At 29.7% G+C, this 19873-nt stretch carries 13 protein-coding genes; 5 read left to right on the top strand and 8 right to left on the bottom strand.

Translation table 11 applies throughout. From position 1 onward, the window contains the following. Position 1: 1 nt before the first annotated feature. From lptA to kdsD, 4 genes are all read right to left on the bottom strand, one after another. A complete protein-coding gene (gene lptA, locus ERCISPPS3390_RS03120) occupies positions 2–556 on the bottom strand; it encodes a lipopolysaccharide transport periplasmic protein LptA (protein WP_197095349.1) in 555 nt (184 codons plus the stop codon). After that, positions 492–1109, bottom strand: coding sequence for an LPS export ABC transporter periplasmic protein LptC (gene lptC, locus ERCISPPS3390_RS03115; RefSeq protein ID WP_197095348.1), 618 nt, complete (start codon positions 1107–1109; stop codon positions 492–494). Before lptC ends, lptA begins: the two co-directional genes overlap by 65 nt. Next, entirely contained in the window at positions 1102–1674 is a 573-nt protein-coding gene (gene kdsC / locus ERCISPPS3390_RS03110; protein WP_197095347.1) for a 3-deoxy-manno-octulosonate-8-phosphatase KdsC, read from the bottom strand. Before kdsC ends, lptC begins: the two co-directional genes overlap by 8 nt. Positions 1675–2460: 786 nt before the next feature. Next, complete coding sequence (gene kdsD / locus ERCISPPS3390_RS03105) at positions 2461–3453, bottom strand: arabinose-5-phosphate isomerase KdsD (protein WP_197095346.1); 993 nt, start codon at positions 3451–3453, stop codon at positions 2461–2463. Positions 3454–5515: 2062 nt separating this feature from the next. Between kdsD and recD the strand changes: the two genes are divergently transcribed. Beyond that, positions 5516–7366, top strand: coding sequence for an exodeoxyribonuclease V subunit alpha (recD, locus tag ERCISPPS3390_RS03100; protein WP_197095345.1), 1851 nt, complete (start codon positions 5516–5518; stop codon positions 7364–7366). Positions 7367–7753: 387 nt separating this feature from the next. Here the strand turns inward: recD and ERCISPPS3390_RS03095 are convergent, their stop codons facing one another. From ERCISPPS3390_RS03095 to gmk, 4 genes are all read right to left on the bottom strand, one after another. After that, a complete protein-coding gene (locus ERCISPPS3390_RS03095) occupies positions 7754–7891 on the bottom strand; it encodes a hypothetical protein (protein ID WP_197095344.1) in 138 nt (45 codons plus the stop codon). Between the two features lie 188 nt (positions 7892–8079). Beyond that, a complete protein-coding gene (ansP, locus tag ERCISPPS3390_RS03090; RefSeq protein ID WP_197095343.1) occupies positions 8080–9552 on the bottom strand; it encodes an L-asparagine permease in 1473 nt (490 codons plus the stop codon). Positions 9553–10490: 938 nt separating this feature from the next. After that, positions 10491–10700 carry a DNA-directed RNA polymerase subunit omega gene (rpoZ, locus tag ERCISPPS3390_RS03085; RefSeq protein WP_197095342.1) on the bottom strand — a complete coding sequence of 70 codons (210 nt, stop codon included), beginning with the start codon at positions 10698–10700 and terminating at the stop codon, positions 10491–10493. Between the two features lie 129 nt (positions 10701–10829). Then, entirely contained in the window at positions 10830–11453 is a 624-nt protein-coding gene (gene gmk, locus ERCISPPS3390_RS03080) for a guanylate kinase (protein ID WP_197095341.1), read from the bottom strand. Between the two features lie 2852 nt (positions 11454–14305). Between gmk and ERCISPPS3390_RS03075 the strand changes: the two genes are divergently transcribed. The 4 genes from ERCISPPS3390_RS03075 (at position 14306) to purB (ending at position 19541) form a co-directional block, all read left to right on the top strand. Continuing rightward, positions 14306–14914, top strand: coding sequence for a riboflavin synthase subunit alpha (locus ERCISPPS3390_RS03075; RefSeq protein WP_197095340.1), 609 nt, complete (start codon positions 14306–14308; stop codon positions 14912–14914). A gap of 1448 nt (positions 14915–16362) precedes the next feature. Then, positions 16363–17475 (top strand): tRNA 2-thiouridine(34) synthase MnmA, encoded by a 1113-nt coding sequence (gene mnmA, locus ERCISPPS3390_RS03070; protein WP_197095339.1) that lies wholly within the window; start codon positions 16363–16365, stop codon positions 17473–17475. Between the two features lie 21 nt (positions 17476–17496). Beyond that, entirely contained in the window at positions 17497–18135 is a 639-nt protein-coding gene (gene hflD, locus ERCISPPS3390_RS03065) for a high frequency lysogenization protein HflD (RefSeq protein ID WP_197095338.1), read from the top strand. A gap of 38 nt (positions 18136–18173) precedes the next feature. Next, positions 18174–19541, top strand: a complete 1368-nt coding sequence (gene purB / locus ERCISPPS3390_RS03060; RefSeq protein ID WP_197095337.1) for an adenylosuccinate lyase — start codon at positions 18174–18176, stop codon at positions 19539–19541. Positions 19542–19873 lie beyond the last annotated feature (332 nt).

Genomic DNA, 19873 nt, shown 5'->3' with positions numbered 1-19873 from the left:
GTTAGTAATTTTTGCTCTTTAATGGTATATAAGGTTTATAGTTATTTTTTAATTCTGAAGGCATAAGAATTGTAGTAATTCGATGATCATGATTACTAATAGCTTGTATTTTCTGTTCTTTCATTAAGTAAACAAGATGATCACATTGTATCCTACTATGTAATTGTCTCAAACAAGCATTACCGATTAATTCTATTTTATTGTTTTCTAATTCATAATGAATTTTTTTTGCAGACCCTTGCACTGACGCGTGATTATCTTGCATTTGATAAAATGTTGTGAGATTACCATAAGCATCAACAATCATTTTTTTATTATCGCCATTTGGACGCATCATGATAACTTTAGTTGCTAAGATTTTAATAGTACCTTGCGTGACATGCACATTACCAGAAGCTGTTGCGGTATTGTTTTGTAAATTGACCATCTGTTTTTCTGAATTTATATAAACAGGCTGCCTAAAATCTCTAATTAGTGCAATTGAAGGTGTCTCATGCATTAGAAACAGGCCGCTTATACATACTTTTATGATTACGGCTTTTGTTTTTGATTTCATAAGAAGTTTTTACTTGACCAATTAATTCTGCTGTTTTTTTGCGTAAATTGCCATGTATTTGTGCACTAGTAGATTGAAAGTTTCGACCATAAAGCGTGACACTATCCTTAGCAATAATATCTTGCGTTACTAAGTTCACTATTGCTTTATTTGTTTTAATTTGTTTTATCTCTGTTTCATTAGAAAGACTATTTACTAGAATGTTTCCATATAAATATAGCATATTGTCATGAGTAAGTTTAGCTTGATTGGCGTGTATATTCCAGGCTGGAAATTTTGTATCGTCATATATTTCGATCATAGGATAAATGAAACAGCTAATTTTATGATTAGAGTAATATTGAGCTTTATCGGCCATTATATGATAAGATATAGAACCGTTGCTATTGTATAGTAGTACATGTAAGTTAGTGCTTATATAAATTGGTTCGTTAGCATGATTACTAACATTAAAGATATCTTCTATGTTATTATGAGTGATAAGTATTCCAAAGATTAACAGGGTAACTATAAAAGCTATTAATGTTATCATCCAGTTTTTTATTTTACTCATTACTACTTAAAACACAATCTATGGTCATTTTACCTTTTGATATCAAAATTAAATCACAAATTTCTCGTACAGCTCCACGTCCTCCAGCAGTCCGTGTGATATAGTCAGCCTTAGAAAGCAAGATTGGATGTGCGTCAGACACTGTAATGCTTAAACCTACTTTCGCCATAACTGGCCAATCCGTTAGGTCATCACCAATATATGCTACTTGATGTGCATTTAACTTAAGTTTTTCTAAAATTAAATAGAATGGTTGAATTTTATCAAACTGATCTTCATATAGGTATTTAATGCCTAAAGTAGCGCAACGATCTTTAAGTAATTTTGATTGGCGCCCTGTAATAACTGCAACTTCTATTTTAGAGGTTAACAAGCAATGAATACCATATCCATCACGTACATGAAAACCTTTAAATTCCTCACCATTATTTCCTTGGTAGATTATTCCATTTGACATAACACCGTCTACATCACAAATTAATAATTTTACCTGTTCTGCTTTCTGCATTAATTCCTGACTTACCGGTCCGTAGCAAGTTGAAATAAAAGCGTTTCTATTCTTCATAATAATGATTCACTTGTGTTAGTGCTATCCAGGATTAGATAGAGAGTGGAGAATGTGTAAATAATCTAAATATTATATATAATGTAATATTATAAAATATGTTATAGTATAATAGAGTTTTAAATCAGTTTTAATTTTTAGTATGATTTTATTTATGTATAATATAGTCTTTATGTGGCCACTATGACAAATGTATTCTGACATCAATAAAAGGCAAAAGAATATTACTCAATGAAGAGGTTGAATGCTATAATCTAAAGATTTGAGTTTGACATTCACATGAACTATTATATATATAATATAGTATTGTCTTAATATGTTGTTTTATATCTTTTTTTGTAAATAAAAATATTTTAGGATTAGATTAATCACTCTATATATTAAAGTTGTTTTTTAAAAAACGGTATCTGAATGTATTAGTATTTTTTGTATGATTAGATTTTATCTAAGAACAAAAATCAGACTAAGTAGTCTGATTTTTGTAAAATGTGCCGATATATTAAAATTCTCTATTTTTCATTTGTTAGGTTAGGTTTAAATGGGTATAGATTAATATCGATATAGCAGTTTTAGTATAGTTGAATATAATACAACTTATAATAAGACATAGCATAATTATAAGAAAATTGTTTTTTTATAATGCAAAGATCACAATACTGATGTGTGCGAATTTTGAATCTGATTATATCCAAATATTATTTTATGAGTTTTATTTACTGATAGTGTACTGTTATTTTTAGGTCATGATTTGCGTGACGCGTAACTTTTTTAATTTATTTTATTTTTTTAAGTTATGTTAGTATGTAAAATATCATGAATGTGAACTAGGCCTAATAATTGATCGTTTCTAGAAATCATAACACAGGTAATATTTTTACTTTTCATCATATTCATGACATCGACTACTAATGTTTTAGGTTTTACACGTATGCCAAATTGAGTCATGACGCTATCTATTCTAAGATTTCTTACATCAATGTTCATACTTAAGTTTAATATACGCCGAAGATCTCCATCGGTAAAAATACCTTTAATAAGTCCTTCTATACTGCAAATAACTATAACTCCCATTTTTTTAGATGTCATATGCAGTAACGCTTGACCTAAAGATGCCTCTGGTTGGATGCGAGGAATATCATTACCAGTATGCATAATATCTTCGACGCGAAGTAATAGTTTATGACCTAATGCTCCGCCCGGATGAGAAAGAGCAAAATCTTCTTGCGTAAAACCTCTGGCATTTAATAAAGCGATTGCTAATGCATCTCCCATAACAAGTGTGGCAGTGGTACTACTTGTTGGCGCCAGACCTAAAGAGCAGGCTTCTTGTGGCACTTTAACACATATATGAATCTTTGCAGCACATGCCATTGTGCTTTCGGGTCTGCTAGTGATGCAAATTAATATGATATCACGACGTTTTAAGACAGGGATTAATGTTAAGATCTCTAACGCTTCCCCAGAATTAGAAATGGCGATAACTATATCATTAGTACAAACCATTCCTAGATCACCATGATTAGCTTCAGCAGGATGTACAAAAAAAGAAGGTGTTCCAGTGCTAGCAAAGGTTGAGGCAATTTTTTTACCAATATGACCTGATTTTCCAATTCCCATAACCACTACTTTTCCACGGCAATGATAAATGATTTTGCAAGCATGAGTAAAATCCTCATTGATATACTGATCTAATTGTTGTAGTCCTTCACGTACAATTTGCAATACCGCCCTACCAGTTTTTTGAAAATTACAAGGATTTTCAGTGACCAGGTGCGTCATATATTTTTAGATCCTTGTGCTAGAAAATTATGAATTAGATAGATTTTTATTATTAAAAAATAATGTATATATTATGTATTATCAGTATATGCTATTTTGTGGTATAATTTTATGCTTAAAAATGTTTTATTGCTATAATAGCTCTCTGATGTAATTTGTTTAGATCACGACAATGATAGATAGATTTTTTAGGTATAGATACATAAGCTCTCTCTATAATACGAGTTAGTTTAGATTATTCTTGTCCTCTAAACTAGTCTTTTATATATCAAATTGATAAAATACATGCAAGCTTTGCTGTGTTGAGAATTCAGTAAATAAAATATCAGTATTATACTATATAAAAGCAGGAGAGCATGATTAAATTATAGACTCTTATTTTTAAAAAAAGAAAAATGATTACAGAATACTGAGTAAGGCATAATTAAGTTTACCACTATATTATACTTTTAAAAATATAATGTATTATATATTATATTTTTATTATGCAGAAGAATGGCACATGTTATAAGCATAAGATAATTTCATGCTGAATCATCGATAGATAAAGCGAATATCATGCACTTTGTGTTGTGATAATTTTCACAAGGAGTTAAAAATATTTCTTAAACTAAAATAGTATATTTTTAATAGCTATACATTCTCTCATTAATTAGTTTTTAATTTTTGATTTAATTAAAGAATATTTATTCTTTTTTCTAAAAAAGTGGATTCTTAAACAGTAACAGTCAGTATAGATTATTACAAGATAAGAAATTATTTCTATAATAATTTCTTATCTTGTATATCTAATACTATTAGATATACATAAAAGTAAGTGGATGTTCAATTACTAATACTGAGTGTGTTTATGAGGATCTATAAATAACTAATGTTTATTTTATAAAAAATTATAAAATCTATAAATAGCTCAAGAAATATTAATATTTCTCGGTAATTAATGCTGAGTGGATTATTGTGATCTGATTTTTTTATTTTCATAAAAAGTAACATATAAGAAATAGATGTATATCTTATATTTTAGATGTATATCTTATATTTTAATTGAATAGTTTTCATGGCAGTTATTTACATAGTAGTTATTTAGTAGAATCTGTAATCATTACATAATATATGTTTATCAAAAATCTTTAATTTTTTGTAAAGAAAAAAAGATGTGTTTATTCCTAGCATTAAGCAAGATAATATGACCGTAATATCAAAATTTCTATAATATTAGATAAATATGATATATTTTTTATCTTTAATATAGTAGCATTTATTAATATTTTATAAGATTTATTTTTAAAACATACAACAGATGATTATAGATAATATATAAAATTATACCGCAATATAAAAATAGTCATTCGATTTAATTAGCTTTTTAAAATTAATTATGTACTAAGTGCCAATATGAAAGATATTATCTAGTTCCATGATAGATAGTACGCGATATGGTACATGATATTATTTTATTTTTAAATTAGGTAGTATATGCTGTATATTGGAACTTTTTATTCTGTTTTTGTGAAAATATTATATTTAAGTAATATTAATGGCATTAATGATTTTCTCCGATCAGATATTATGTGGGATCTATTTAAACTGATTTGAGTATATATCATTTTACTACTTTGTAGTGATAGTATTCATATATGCGCTATGTAACCAGTTTATCATTTTGTACTATTAGTTCACAGTAGCGTTTAAATCTAACTAATAAAAACTACTATTATCGTTTTGCTAGTTTACTATATACTGGATTTTTTATAATCTTATCATTCTAAAAAATTGTAAGTGATATAATAACGTAGTTGATAGTTTATTGATTTTTTCTGATTAGAGAGGTTTTATGATAGTTTTAAGATTTTTATGCATAACTAATTTCTATTTTTAATGTGATGATTATTAAGTTACAATGGTAAAAAATTATATTTTGTAAGATTTTTATTAAATGGACATAAAGATCTTAGCTAGGATCTGTGTAAGATCTATTGCTTCTATATTTTAGCGGAAAGCATGCTACATTTTATTAATTTAATGAAGTTTATAGTTAAATCTGACATGCAGGAAACAATACATGATATTGTCAGAGCTATTATATATAGCGCAAAAAAGAGGATTGTTGCACCCTCTTGATTTGCATTTTGCTCGAGTTATCTCAGGAGAAGATGCACCTTTGCTTATGTTTTTTGCGGCATTAGTGAGCCGTAATACTAGAGAGGGGCATGTATGCTTATTACTCGATAAATTACGTTTTGAAGTTTTTTTTTCTGGTATGCATCAAGATTTAGCTCAGATGATATGGATGTCGGTTGGAGCTCCAGAAAATATTACAGATATCCTACTAAAACATTCAGCAGTGAGTGATGGAAAGTTACCTGCACCGTTAGTTTTAGATAGAGAGCGTCTCTATTTGTATCGAATGTGGTGTAACGAAATAGTTATCGCTAAATTTATACAAGATAAAAACTCTTCATTTTCTATAGATGAGCGCAAGACGCGTAAAATTTTAGATCGTTATTTTGGTCAAGATGCGTGTGATTTGCAAAAAATTTCTGCAGCAGTAGCTCTCACACGACAAATAGCAATCATATCTGGTGGCCCTGGTACCGGAAAAACCACCACGGTGGCTAAATTCTTAGCTAGTTTTATTGAGTTGTCACTAAAACCACAATGTATCAAGGTGGTTTCACCAACAGGTAAGTCTGCCTTAAAGTTAAGTGAGGCGCTTGGTAATGCCATAAAGAGGCTAAAGGCAAGTGATTATATTTTAAGTAGCTTTCCGCGAGACGCCGTTACACTTCATAGGTTATTAGATATCATCCCAAATAGTCAGTATTTCAGATTTTCTGCAGAAAATCCTCTTCGACTTGACCTATTGGTTATTGATGAGGCATCGATGATCGATTTATCTATGATGTCTCGTTTAATTACTGCATTACCTCATCACGCACGGGTTTTGTTGCTTGGAGATCGAGATCAATTAACTTCTATAGAAGCTGGATCTGTTTTCAGCGATCTTTGTTGTCATGCAGAGAATTATTATAGCTCTACAAGAGCTGAACAGCTTTTCCGTTTAACGGGTTGTAAACTGAGTAAGCAGGTAGCTAAGCAAAATAATTTAATAGGTGACATGATTTGTGTACTTACTAAAAGTTATCGATTTAAGCGATCATCTGGTATCGGTCAATTAGCGTTAGCAGTAAATAATGGACAGGTTCAGTGTACTGAGAAGATACTAAATGGTACATTTAGTGATGTGTGTCGTATTGCGATTAGATGCAAAACAGATTATAAGAGGCTAATAGAAAGTTGTGCTGATGGATATAGAACTTATTTATCTTTGCTTCACGCTGGTGCTAAACCTTATCAAGTATTAACTGCTTTTAGATGTTTTCAAGTTTTATGTGCAGTGCATAATGGGTTGTTTGGTGTAATAGAGTTAAATAAGCATATTGAAAATATGTTGCGTCAGGTTGGATTAATTAGTAAGGGTCCCTCTGTTATACAAGAATGGTATATTGGACGTCCAGTAATGATTATGAGTAATGACCAAGATATGAAATTATTTAATGGTGAGGTTGGTATAGCAATGGAAGATTATGATCACGAGATGAAAGTATGGTTCTTATTATCTGATGGTAGCATTACTGCAGTTCAAACTTGTTTTTTACCATCGCATGACACAGCTTTTGCTATGACAATACATAAATCACAGGGTTCAGAGTTTGATCACGCTATAGTTATTTTACCAAATCAAATTATACCAGTTTTAACGCGTCAATTAGTATATACAGCGATTACTCGTGCAAAGAGAAAGCTCACTATTTATTCTAAGAAATTAATTTTTGAAAGCGCAGTAAGATCTTGCGTATCACGTCAAAGTGGCTTAAGAGATAGGATTTTTAGCAGCTTTAAAATAGAATGAATTGCAAAATTAATAAAGTAGATAAAAATTGCAAAACACTTACTTATTAGATAGCATGTATGTTTTTTAACTAGTTAATCTATACTAATAATAGTATTATGATAGTGTGTTGATTATATATAATATGCTCAGTAATAGTTATAAAACCATCATATGAACCAGTTGAACCAGTTTTAATCGTAAACATCTAATAATTATAAAAATCAATATTATAACATTACTGTTAAATTAATATTAATATCAATATACCACTAAGTTATTTTTCTTGCAATTCAAAAAGAATAAATATTGGATATTTCGTATAAAGATGGTCATAAAATGCTTATTTATATTTTTATTGGATTTCATGGCGACTAGAATATACTTGGTGTTTTTTTTTATAATCAATCAAAAAGTTTTATTAAGTACAAAGATATGTGTGTTATATATAATCGGGATAATTTTGCCTATATTCCATAAACTACTTTGAAGATTTATTGGGGTTTGCTGCACCCCCCCCCTCAAAGGAGATGCAAGTAAAAGCATTTAGCGTACTCAGTGCATATTTATTTATGATATTATGTTCAGCTTAATGCATGAGTTATGCATATAGTTGCCAACTTAATTATCAGTTATTTTTTTTGCTATTGAGAGCGGATGATAGGATGTTATTCATAGGTCTCGATTATTTTTTTACTTTTAAAGTAATCTCGATTAATGTAATGATAAATATATCAATATTGAGATTTTATGATTTTTACTGGATTTTTTTCTTCTTCTGTTAAGGCATTTACTCGTTTACGTACACGAAACCAGCCTAGTGTGAGCACTATTCCAAGAAATGGAATTGATGCAATAGTATAGGTGCCATTTGGATAATCGAACGCCATTAAAATTAGAACGCTTACTAAAAATAGTAGCGTTAACCATGATGTAAAAGGAGCACCTGGCAGCTTAAAGCTAATATCTTCAGCCCTTCCTTCTTTAATAGCTTTTCGTAAGCGCATTTGACATATTACTATAAAAGCCCAAGATGAAATAATACCAAGCGTTGCTATATTGAGGACAATTTCAAATACGCTAGAAGGTACAATATAGTTCAGATATACTCCAATTATATATACACTTACTGTCATTATTATCCCAACATAAGGAACTTGATGTTTACTCATTTTAGACATGCATTTTGGGGCTGATCCACCCATAGACATGGATCTAAGAATGCGACCAGTAGCATATAGTCCTGAGTTTAAGCTGGATAATGCTGCACTTAGTACGACTATATTCATAATACTGCCGGCGTATGGTACGCCTAATTTTGAAAAGAAAGTGACAAATGGACTCTGTCCTGCTTGATAGGCATTCCAAGGTAGTAGTAGTACTAGTAATACTACTGATCCAACATAAAATAAACCGATACGCCAGATAACTCTATTAATAGCTTTCGGAAGTATATTTTTAGGATCTTTACATTCTCCTGCGGCGGTACCTACTAGCTCAATTGATGCAAATGCAAATACAACTCCTTGTATTAGCACAAGAGCTGGTAAAAGACCATTGGGGAAAAATCCACCATTATCAGTAATTAGATAGAAACCAGTAGCATTTCCAGCTAAAGGTTGACCACTTCCTAAAAATACAACACCTACAATTAAAAAGACTACAATAGCTAAAACCTTGATCATAGCAAACCAAAATTCCATTTCTGCAAACCACTTAACTCCAACCATATTCATACTGCCAACAATAGCTAAAGCACCAAGGGCAAATACCCACTGCGGTATATCGCCACAAGCATTCCAATAGTGCATATATAATGCCACGGCTGTAATATCAACAATACCAGTCATCGCCCAGTTTATAAAATACATCCACCCAGTAACATATGAAGCTTTTTCTCCTAAGAATTCACGAGCATAAGAGACAAAGCTTCCACTAGAGGGTCGATGTAAAACTAGCTCACCTAATGCACGTAAAATAAAAAATGAGAAAATACCACATACTAAATAGACTAAAGCTAATGCCGGTCCGGCAGTTTGAAGGCGTGCACCAGCGCCGAGAAAAAGACCTGTTCCAATTGCGCCTCCAATGGCAATCATCTGTACATGGCGATTATCCATGGCTTTGTGATAACCAGAATCTTGTGCATTTAACCAACGTCTTTTTGAAGCACGTTTTTCTGCGCCTACTGTTTTATCTGCGTTCATATGTAATCCTGATTCTTCTGTAAACGAATATTTTAGTTACCGCTTCAGGCATGTTTTTTCTTAATAGGATCAGAATAAATTTCTGATATGATTTACTAAATCAAAAGATTAAAAACCTTTTTTATGATATTTATACTCACGAATTATTCCTTGATTTGATGTCTTGGTTTGTAGTTTATATTTCTATTATTATAGAAATTTAGGGAATAACTTTAATCTACTCGTATAAATAAACGGAAAATATCAAATTATCTTTGATATGTTGCACTTTATTATCAATTATTAACCACACTTTACTGTGTTGTTCATCTCTTGATTGTTCACCAGAATGGTATTATACAATACTATATGGAATCTTAAGTGTATTCAAACCAAGTCTGTCACTGAATGTTAGTTACGGATAGAATTGGCGAAGATCAGTAACGCATAAGGGATGTAGTGTAACTATTACGTATTAAGATTATTACATAATGTATTACTTCATATTAAATAATGTATTACTTATACTTAGTAAGTAAGGTATAACAAGATATGAATTACTTAACAGTTAGCATACTTAACTGTAATATTAACTTCATGTATATAGTATACAATACTATTAAAAGTGGAGCTTTTGGTATCAAGTTAAGTTTAAGAAGAGTGATTATGATAATTCATCAATGATCATGGTGTAATTAGTTAGACTAAAAAATAAAGTTAAAATATTTTTTATCATCTAATTTTTCCATTACCAAGATAGTTCATAAGTCATTACAATTTTTACCACTTTTACCTCCTCTGTATGATGTTTCTCACGAGATAGACATCATGAGTTAATAAATAGTATTTAGAGTATATCCTAGATTAGAATTCGTTTTAATATTCTTTAAATTCAGTTACTTCAAACTTTTCTTTAGGGTTTTATGTTTTTAATTTAGCATGTTTTCTTCCTCCAATTTTCAACGACCAAAAATATTAAGAGTTTGATTAGTGATCAAGCCACTCTCAATTTCTCGCAGAGCAATAACAGTAGATTTATCATTTCCTTTAGGAACTAAAGGAGTTTTACCACCTATTTGGATTTGACGTGCCCGGCGTGCTGCTATTAGCACTAGATCGAAGCGATTTCCAACATTTTTTACTGCATTTTGAACAGTTACTCGAGCCATGGATGTCTAACTCCACTAATAGTGATATAAAAGAACTATAAATGATTAGATTTTGCTATCAAGTTTATATTGCTATCAAGTTTATATAGTTAATAGTAGTCAATAGGTTGTTATTATACGTGTATTTTATTAGCTCTCCAATAATTTACGAATTAACGAAGAATGATGTATTGCTTGGTGATGAACGCTTAAATTTTCGGAGCGTATAATAGCTTGCAAGTCTATAAGTGCGCGATCAAAATTTTCATTAATTATTAGGTAGTGGTATTCTGTATAATGCTTCATTTCATCGATAACTTGAGTCATGCGTTGCGTAATAACAGTTATACTATCTTGGTCGCGTTTATACAAACGACGTTTTAGCTCATCTTTTGATGGAGGTAAAATAAATATACTGCGTGAGGTTGGCATGATGCGTCGAATTTTTCTAGCGCCTTGCCAGTCTATATCAAGAAATATATTGATACCTTTCTGTAATTTATTCGTGATGTTTTGACGTGAAGTACCATAATAATTTCCAAATACTTTAGCATACTCCAGAAATTTTTTTTGATGAATCATATTTTGGAACTGGTTGTGATTAACGAAATAATAGTGTTCACCATGGCTTTCTCCAGGTCTTTTTTTGCGTGTAGTATGCGAAATAGATATTTGTGTGTTATATAGTGCCTGTGTTTTACACAGCGCTTTAATTAGGCTAGATTTACCCGCTCCACTAGGGGCGGAAACAATGAATAGTATCCCTGGAGTCATTATGCTTCTTTAAAATTCATATATACTTTTGATATATAATAATCTACGCATTTACTCGAATGTTAATTTATTTTAGGTTAAAGATAAATATAGGAATATTATGCTTTACCCATGTTTTAACATATAACCCATTTATGTACATATCTTTAATGATACCATGAATTTTATTGTTATATGATATATATAATATACTTTATCTGGAATTTTTCATTCTTAATGTGAAGTCAAATCTACCGTTCTTCTAAATATACAAGTTATTTTTATTAAATTAATTTGAATATTTGAATATTTGGTCTTTTCTGTATTGCAATATTTTCTGTATTACAATATAAGTTCTGATGTGAGAGATAAATAGATTTTTTTAAGTTTTCATTGAAACATAACCCTCTATTTTATGCATATTTATGCATAATTATACAATTTTAGGAAAATATAACAAGTTTTATTAGGTATTTGATTAATACTGGTGAGTTATCTTGTTTTTATTATAAGACGTAAGAATAGATGTAGAGCCTTTTCTATATTCCTTTTCTATATTCTATGATTTTATCATGGATCCTCTGAGATAGAAATTATTAGATTTTTATGCTGATTTATTTATATAACCGGGATATTATTTACTATCTTCAGTATTCTTTATTTTGCTTTGATATGTGTTTATAAACTTACTTATGAATATATTCTTTGGTATTGCTAGTATATTACTACTAATTTTTTACTATTACGATAATAACAAGCTAGTAGTTGTATGAGCGTACATATGCTGAATTATATCTTTGTATTTTGTAATGTTAATATAGATATTTCATATACACAAATTAAATTTATTTAAATATCTGATATTTCTTACTAGTATGTTCTAACTAGATAGTTATCTTAACTTAAGATATTTTAATCAAAATTATTTCGCATAATACGAAATAAAGTTAGTTTATTTTTAATAATATATAAGAATTTTTGCAATTATCTTTTAAATACAAGTTTATATCATAATTAGTTAATTGACACTATTGTTACTAACTTTATTGTGTAACCTCGTAAAGGATTGGTTTGATATGCACACAATTTAGCAGTAACACTTTTAATAACGGTAAGTTGAGTGTTAGTAAATTTATTTAAATAAGTGTAAATAGAATAAAAATTGATATTATTATTAGTATAAAATATTGTTAGAGAGATAAAGTGATCAAAAAATTGTATCAGTTAAAAAATTCTAACATAGTTCTCAATATTAGATCATCTGTGCTTTCTGCGATCTGTAATATAGTAACGCGTAATATGTTTTATCAGTTTTTTAGAAAATGAATTTATAATGAGTATATAATATATAATTAATTTTCAATAATCATGAAGAACTGGATTTGTATTATTAGAAATTCATAGCGTCTGTATAGTCATCATGTCACATGCCTCTATTTTAGATTAATATTTAGATATTTAAGAGAAAATGCTTAGTTTTTGTTTTTAATTGGCACATATTAAGAATTGCATTACAATTATAAAAATATTATAGATTAATTTAATATTAAGTAGCAAAATTTTTAGCATACTGAACTGAGATTAATTATCATTTATCCTTATTTCCAGCTAATAGCTTGTGCTGGTGTTCTATAGACAAAATATTTTTCTTCAGTAGCCATCCTGAGAAGAATAAATTAAGCTATTAACAAATATTAAAATAGAAGCTTGTATAAAAATAATGAGTATATATTTAATATTTTGGTTCTACATTGTTACTAATTTTGTATATGATAACTTACTATTATTACAATAGATGTTGGCGAAACATTGATTCTATAAAACACTAGCGTAGTTTATTTTTAAGAAAATTGTAAAATATTAAATAGAAAATTTAAGAGAAATACAAAGAGTTCGTCTTATTAGATGTATTGTCATCTAATTATTGTTTAATGAGATGGATTAAATTAACATATCGCTTATTAATCTGCAAAATAATAAAGTATTCTTGCGTGACTAGATATTAAAGAGAATGTTTTTAAAATTGTTATGTAAAATTAAAATTTGTGTGACATGTGATTTTTATCGGTTCTATAAGGGATGCTTTTAAGCAGAAATACTATTTTCGAATAATTTAAAGATTAGAAAAGTTTATGCTATTAGTTGGTTATTTTTGATAAAGCCTTAATATTCGTTATCATTTAGTCTTATCAATTCCCTAGAATTATCTCGTAATCTTTTAGAATTGATGTGAAATTACATGTCAGGAGTAAGCAATTATATCTAGAATCCTTCATTAATTGCATAAATTTTATAAGCGATATTTATGATAATTAGTAGAATATTAGTTATTTATTTTGAGTACATAGTATATAATTTTCTGATGCCTTTTCGCAAATAAGATACTTAGTCATGATAATATTTTTTATCGTTTATGATTTTATAATACCAGAATAATTCTATAAGGTGATATATTGTCTAGTGACATAATATAAAACACTAGTTTGTGTGGCTTTGACAATTCGATGCAGGCGTGAATATTTAATATCTTTCTATCAAGATCAGAAGATTTAAGAAAACATATTCCAGTATGCACTGGAATGCATGTAATTTTTAGTAAAAGATTCAAAAGTTATAAGGTTTTGCAGGGGTTATATATCTATCTAATTTTAGTATGCTCTTGTAATAAATGATCGGTGCAATATTCCATGAACTGTAATTCCAGTGCAGCATCATTGTTAATATTAATTTAGACATATCATGGAAACATTCAGTATGGTCAAAATTTCTGAGGATATTTATCTTAATTATACAGAATATTTTTCTGTATTAAAGTTAAGTTTTGCAAGTAAAAAGAAGCATAGTAATAAAATTAGTTATTTTTGAGGTTTTTTATGTTTACCGGTATCGTGCAAGGTATAGCGGAGTTGTATTATATTGAAGAAAAACAAAATGTACGAACTTATATTTTTAAAATGCCAAATCTTTTTTTAGAAGGACTAAAGACGGGTTATTCAGTTGCAAATAATGGTTGTTGTCTTACGGTTACACAGATAATAGGTGATTATGTTAGCTTTGATTTAGTAGCAGAGACACTATTAAAGACTAATTTAGATATGCTTAATGTAGGGGATAAGGTTAACATAGAGCGCGCAGCTAGATTTAGCGATGAAATTGGGGGTCATTTTGTGTCTGGTCACATCATGGCGACTGCAATAATCACTCAAATCTGTAATAAAAAAAGCAATTATACAATTTGGTTGACTATAGATGTTTTGAAGAAAAAAAAATATATTTTTTATAAGGGATTTATCACTATTGATGGAATTAGTTTAACTGTCGGGGAGGTTACACAAAAAGAATTTTGTGTACATCTTATTCCAGAGACTTTATTGCGTACCACATTGGGTCAAAAAAATATTGGCGATAAGGTAAATATTGAGTTCGATCTTAATACTCAAGTTATTGTAGATACAGTGGAGAGAGTATTAGCGACAAGTTAGAGTTAGTTTTGTTAAGAGTTCATTGTTGGTATAAATGATCCATAATTTCTTTTGAATTATATTCATTCATAGATAGAGAGAACTTCACTTAGCGAGTAATGTATACTAGACTATTTTAGTAACATAGAATTTTAGCAATACAGGATTAAAGAGTAGAGATTATGTTACATATATAGTAAGAAAAATACGATATTTTTATCTATTGACTAAAATTAGACTATATTATAGAAGGTTCAGATTGAATGATTATTATATAATGATAATTTTTATTAATTTTTTTTTGTGCATTAGTGATTATAAGATAATTTTAGAAGATTCTAAAAAATCAGCTGTGAACTCTCCCAGATAACATAAAATATTTACAGATATATTCTATATTAGTAATAATTACGAAAATGTAAACATAAGGTAGATGATATTTCTGCTAATATATTTTAAAATCAATACAGAAATATTTAATAAATAGATGTGACAAGATCTACTTGTTAGGTATCAGTTTATGATTTTAAGCAATCTAGTCATGGAATGCAAAAATTTGATTTAGATTCTAGATGATATATATGAGTAGGTTGATCAGATATAGATCATGAGATGTATATAGATGATATCTTCATAATTTTATTATGAAGTGAAATGACTAAATATAAATATAGGATATATTATAAAAAATAACATGAATAGATAGTTATTTAAAAAAATATTTTTATTAATTTTATCTTTTAAGTAATTTTACCAGTCTTAGAATAACATCCCAACTACTCTACAATAAATAACATAATCTATGTTAATAAAATTTTTATTTTAAGTTCTAAATCTTTTAATAAATATTGCTTATCTTAGAATAAGAGATAACTATACTCAAGATCAATAACTCAGACTGATAATTATATGAGAATATGATTGAATTTAATAATTATTAAACCTATGAAAAATCATTTTTCTGAGATTATGTATATATTGTGCTATAGAGTTAGTTGATATTTTTTTTGTAAGTTATGTATGGAATTGTGGTTAGTTACAATTTGTAATAGTATTACAGGTTAAGATTCTATTTAATCATAAACCAGCAGTAAGATACTTATGCTTCATGATTATTTGATAAATATTAGTAAATTTTAGTATCACTATGATTTGTTAACTAGAGTCTGCGTAAACAAGCTAAATGTTAGGTTGCGCGAGTGATTATCTAGATCTATTTTTATAATGTGGGTATACATCTTTGGTGTTGGAGTATACATAGTATATCATAGATATCTTTTAGATATTTCTTAGAGTAAGGGGGTACAATTACATACTATGATATGCTTTATCATGAGGTTTTATCTAAAAATACTCTTTTAATATGGTGCCATTTTCATAAAAACGGATAATAATAGGTACTAAAGTCACTCTTATGAAATTAGCACTGTGCAACTTTTTTAATAAAATACTTTCATTAGGTAATAGCCATGTCGAATAGTAAAAAAAAAGTCATTATTGGAATGTCTGGTGGAGTAGATTCTTCTGTGGCGGCTTTTTTGCTTAAAAAGGAAGGTTACCATGTTGAAGGTTTATTTATGTGTAACTGGGAAGAGACAGAGAGCTCTATAAGTTACTGCAGTATAGCAAAAGACTTATCTGATACAGAAATTGTATGTGATCAACTTGGCATTACTCTTCATACTATTAATTTTTCTGCAGAATATTGGGATAATGTATTTTCATATTGTTTAACAGAATATAAAAGAGGTCGTACTCCAAATCCAGATATTCTCTGCAATAAAGAGATTAAATTTAAAGTTTTTTTGGAATTTTCTACAGAAGAGTTAGGAGCAGATTATATCGCTACTGGTCATTATGTACGTCGTCAGGGGGATTATGCAAAAATTTGTTTGCTGCGTGGTTTAGATCTCAATAAGGATCAAAGTTATTTTCTTTATACTCTAGAGCCTCAACAGATTTCACAGAGTTTATTTCCTCTCGGGGCTTTATCTAAATCTGTTGTACGAGACATTGCTGCGCAGTTAGGACTTATTACCGCAAATAAAAAAGATTCTACTGGTATTTGTTTTATTGGAAAGCGCAAATTTATGCAATTTTTATCCAATTTTCTACCTGAAAAGCCTGGCGTGACTCTATCTGTACATGGTGAAACAGTAGGTTGCCATCAAGGCGTATATTACTATACTATAGGTCAACGAAAAGGTTTAGGTATTGGTGGCCGTAAAAATAGTAATGAGCTTCCTTGGTATGTAGTGGATAAAGATGTCTCTAACAATATGCTTGTTGTCGCACAAGGCTCAAATAATTCTCGGTTACTTTCAAGAGGCTTTATCACTAATCAGCTGCATTGGATAGATTGCAATACTCCAGTAGATCCTATACGTTGTACCGTAAAAACACGTTATCGTCAGAAAGATATACCTTGTACATTGATTCCATTGGATAGTCATTCTGTTAAAGTAATATTTAACTATCCAGTGGCAGCAGTGACACCAGGGCAGTCTGGAGTTTTTTATCTTAATGATATGTGTCTTGGTGGTGGTATTATTGATCAGCGTATACCGATGTATCATATCTAACTGCACGCGAAAGGGGTCTCTGTGGTAAAGAATTATCATGATATTATCTTGGCACTATCAGGTATTTGTCAATCAGCATATTTAGTGCAACAACTATCTCGCTATGGAAAGTGCCCTGCAGATATTTTTAAAATATCTTTAAGCAGCTTATTCAATCTGCAGCCACCTTCCATTTTAGCTGTATTTGGGAATCAGAAATCTAATATAAAATGTGGTTTAGAAACGCTCGTTGGCCTTTTAAACAGCAGAAGCTCTCAAGGTTTAGTCATTGAAGTCACCCATTATGCTATGAGTTTAATAGGATTGGAGCGTAAACTCAATAAAAATCAGTTGGCTTTAGGAGATTTAACTAATCGTATTAGGGATCTAAACAGGCAATTAGAGTACTATTCCATGGAATCTGAGAAGTTGTTAAGTTTGATTGCAGAGATTTATGTAGATATTATCAGCCCACTTGGTTTACGTATCCAAGTTCGCGGTTCTGCAGAGATACTAAAAAATATTAATATACAGAATAAAGTTCGTGCGATGCTATTGTCTGGTATTCGCTCTGCAGTATTATGGAAACAGGTTGGTGGATCTCGTTGGCAACTTATGTTTTTTCGTAACCGCTTGATGAATGAAGCTCAATTGATATTAAAAGATCTTTCAAAAAATTAAGTATAAAATGTTATCACCTTAACCCTAGAGAAGTTATAATGGAATTATCCCCGTTAACTGCTATATCACCTATAGATGGCCGATATGGTGAAAAACTTATGCTACTGCGGTCTGTTTTTAGTGAGTATGGCTTGTTAAAATTTCGCCTGCAAGTTGAAATACGTTGGTTACAAAAGTTATCTACCTGTCCAGAGATTAAAGAAATCCCTAAATTCTCTAAGCTTGATAATCAATTTCTTGATGCGCTCTTTACAACTTTTAGTGAAGAGGATGCTTTACGTATTAAGACTATTGAAAAAACCACGCATCATGATGTCAAGTCAGTAGAGTATTTTTTGAAAGAAAAAATGTCTACTGTGCCGACTCTGCATGCTGCATCCCAATTTATTCATTTTGCTTGCACTTCAGAGGATATAAATAATTTATCGTATGCGCTTATGTTAGAGCATTCTCGTCAAAAAATTATTATTCCATATTGGCAGCATATGATTACTATAGTCAGGGGTTTTTCTAAGCAATATCGAGAGGTTCCGCTTCTTTCGCGTACTCATGGACAACCGGCGACACCTACGACATTAGGTAAGGAAATTGGAAATATAGCATACAGATTACAACGGCAATTAGAACAGCTTAATAATTTAAAGATTCTCGGTAAAATAAATGGTGCTGTCGGTAATTATAATGCACATAAGATTGCTTATCCAGAAGTTGACTGGCATCAATTCAGTCAGGATTTTGTCACTTCATTAGGTATTACATGGAACCCATATACAACGCAGATTGAGCCTCACGATTTTATTGCGGAGATGTTACATTGCATGATGCGATTTAATACAATCTTAATTGATTTTAACCGTGATTTATGGGGTTATATTGCATTAAATCATTTTAAACAAAAAACAATTTCCGGAGAAATTGGTTCTTCTACTATGCCGCATAAGGTTAATCCAATAAACTTTGAAAATTCTGAAGGTAATCTTGGATTATCCAATATTATCATGCAGCACCTTGCAAGTAAATTACCAATTTCTCGTTGGCAGCGTGACTTAACCGATTCAACTGTTCTTCGCAATTTAGGCATGTGCCTAGGATATTCCATAATTGCTTATCAAGCTACCTTTAGTGGAATTTTACAATTAGAAGTGAATTATGATTCTCTGCTTAATGAACTTAATGATCACTGGGAAATCTTAGCAGAGCCAATTCAGATAATGATGCGTAGATATGGTATTACAGATTCTTATGAAATATTAAAAGAGTTTAGTCGTGGAAAATTATTGTCTGCTGAAGACATAAAGATATTTATTGATGATTTAGCGCTACCAGAGAAAGCTAAAGAACGCCTTCGGAAAATTACACCATCAAACTATTTGGGATATGCTATACAATTAGTTGATAACTTATAGCGTCCTATTTTAGAAAATTTGATATAATAGATGATTATATTAGATTCTTTATGATAAAAATAAAAGTTTAGAAACATGTCCGATACATAGAGATACAATTTTTAGAAGTAAGAGAAAATTCATGTAGTATTAAAATAAATCAGCTATAATATCTAAGTCAGAGGGTATCAGAATGTTACATAAAATATAATTATCGTTTAAAATAAGCAAAGCTCTAAGGTTATTTACTGACGGTTGTTTTAACAGTTAAAATAGTATTTTCACCATGTTAATTGTATCCATTTAAAATAATTGATTAAATTTCTTTATCCTCCAAAAACACTCTCATAGTT

The sequence above is a fragment of the Candidatus Erwinia haradaeae genome, from assembly GCF_900698885.1.
Lineage (GTDB): Bacteria > Pseudomonadota > Gammaproteobacteria > Enterobacterales > Enterobacteriaceae > Erwinia_E > Erwinia_E haradaeae_H.
The sequence above is the reverse complement of the archived record's forward strand: the minus strand, read 5'-3'. Positions and strand labels throughout refer to the sequence as shown.

Coding starts and splice junctions, on each gene's coding strand:
- lptA (WP_197095349.1), bottom strand. CDS start 556: ATGAAATCAAAAACAAAAGCCGTAATCATAAAAGTATGTATAAGCGGC.
- lptC (WP_197095348.1), bottom strand. CDS start 1,109: ATGAGTAAAATAAAAAACTGGATGATAACATTAATAGCTTTTATAGTT.
- kdsC (WP_197095347.1), bottom strand. CDS start 1,674: ATGAAGAATAGAAACGCTTTTATTTCAACTTGCTACGGACCGGTAAGT.
- kdsD (WP_197095346.1), bottom strand. CDS start 3,453: ATGACGCACCTGGTCACTGAAAATCCTTGTAATTTTCAAAAAACTGGT.
- recD (WP_197095345.1), top strand. CDS start 5,516: ATGATATTGTCAGAGCTATTATATATAGCGCAAAAAAGAGGATTGTTG.
- ERCISPPS3390_RS03095 (WP_197095344.1), bottom strand. CDS start 7,891: ATGCTTTTACTTGCATCTCCTTTGAGGGGGGGGGTGCAGCAAACCCCA.
- ansP (WP_197095343.1), bottom strand. CDS start 9,552: ATGAACGCAGATAAAACAGTAGGCGCAGAAAAACGTGCTTCAAAAAGA.
- rpoZ (WP_197095342.1), bottom strand. CDS start 10,700: ATGGCTCGAGTAACTGTTCAAAATGCAGTAAAAAATGTTGGAAATCGC.
- gmk (WP_197095341.1), bottom strand. CDS start 11,453: ATGACTCCAGGGATACTATTCATTGTTTCCGCCCCTAGTGGAGCGGGT.
- ERCISPPS3390_RS03075 (WP_197095340.1), top strand. CDS start 14,306: ATGTTTACCGGTATCGTGCAAGGTATAGCGGAGTTGTATTATATTGAA.
- mnmA (WP_197095339.1), top strand. CDS start 16,363: ATGTCGAATAGTAAAAAAAAAGTCATTATTGGAATGTCTGGTGGAGTA.
- purB (WP_197095337.1), top strand. CDS start 18,174: ATGGAATTATCCCCGTTAACTGCTATATCACCTATAGATGGCCGATAT.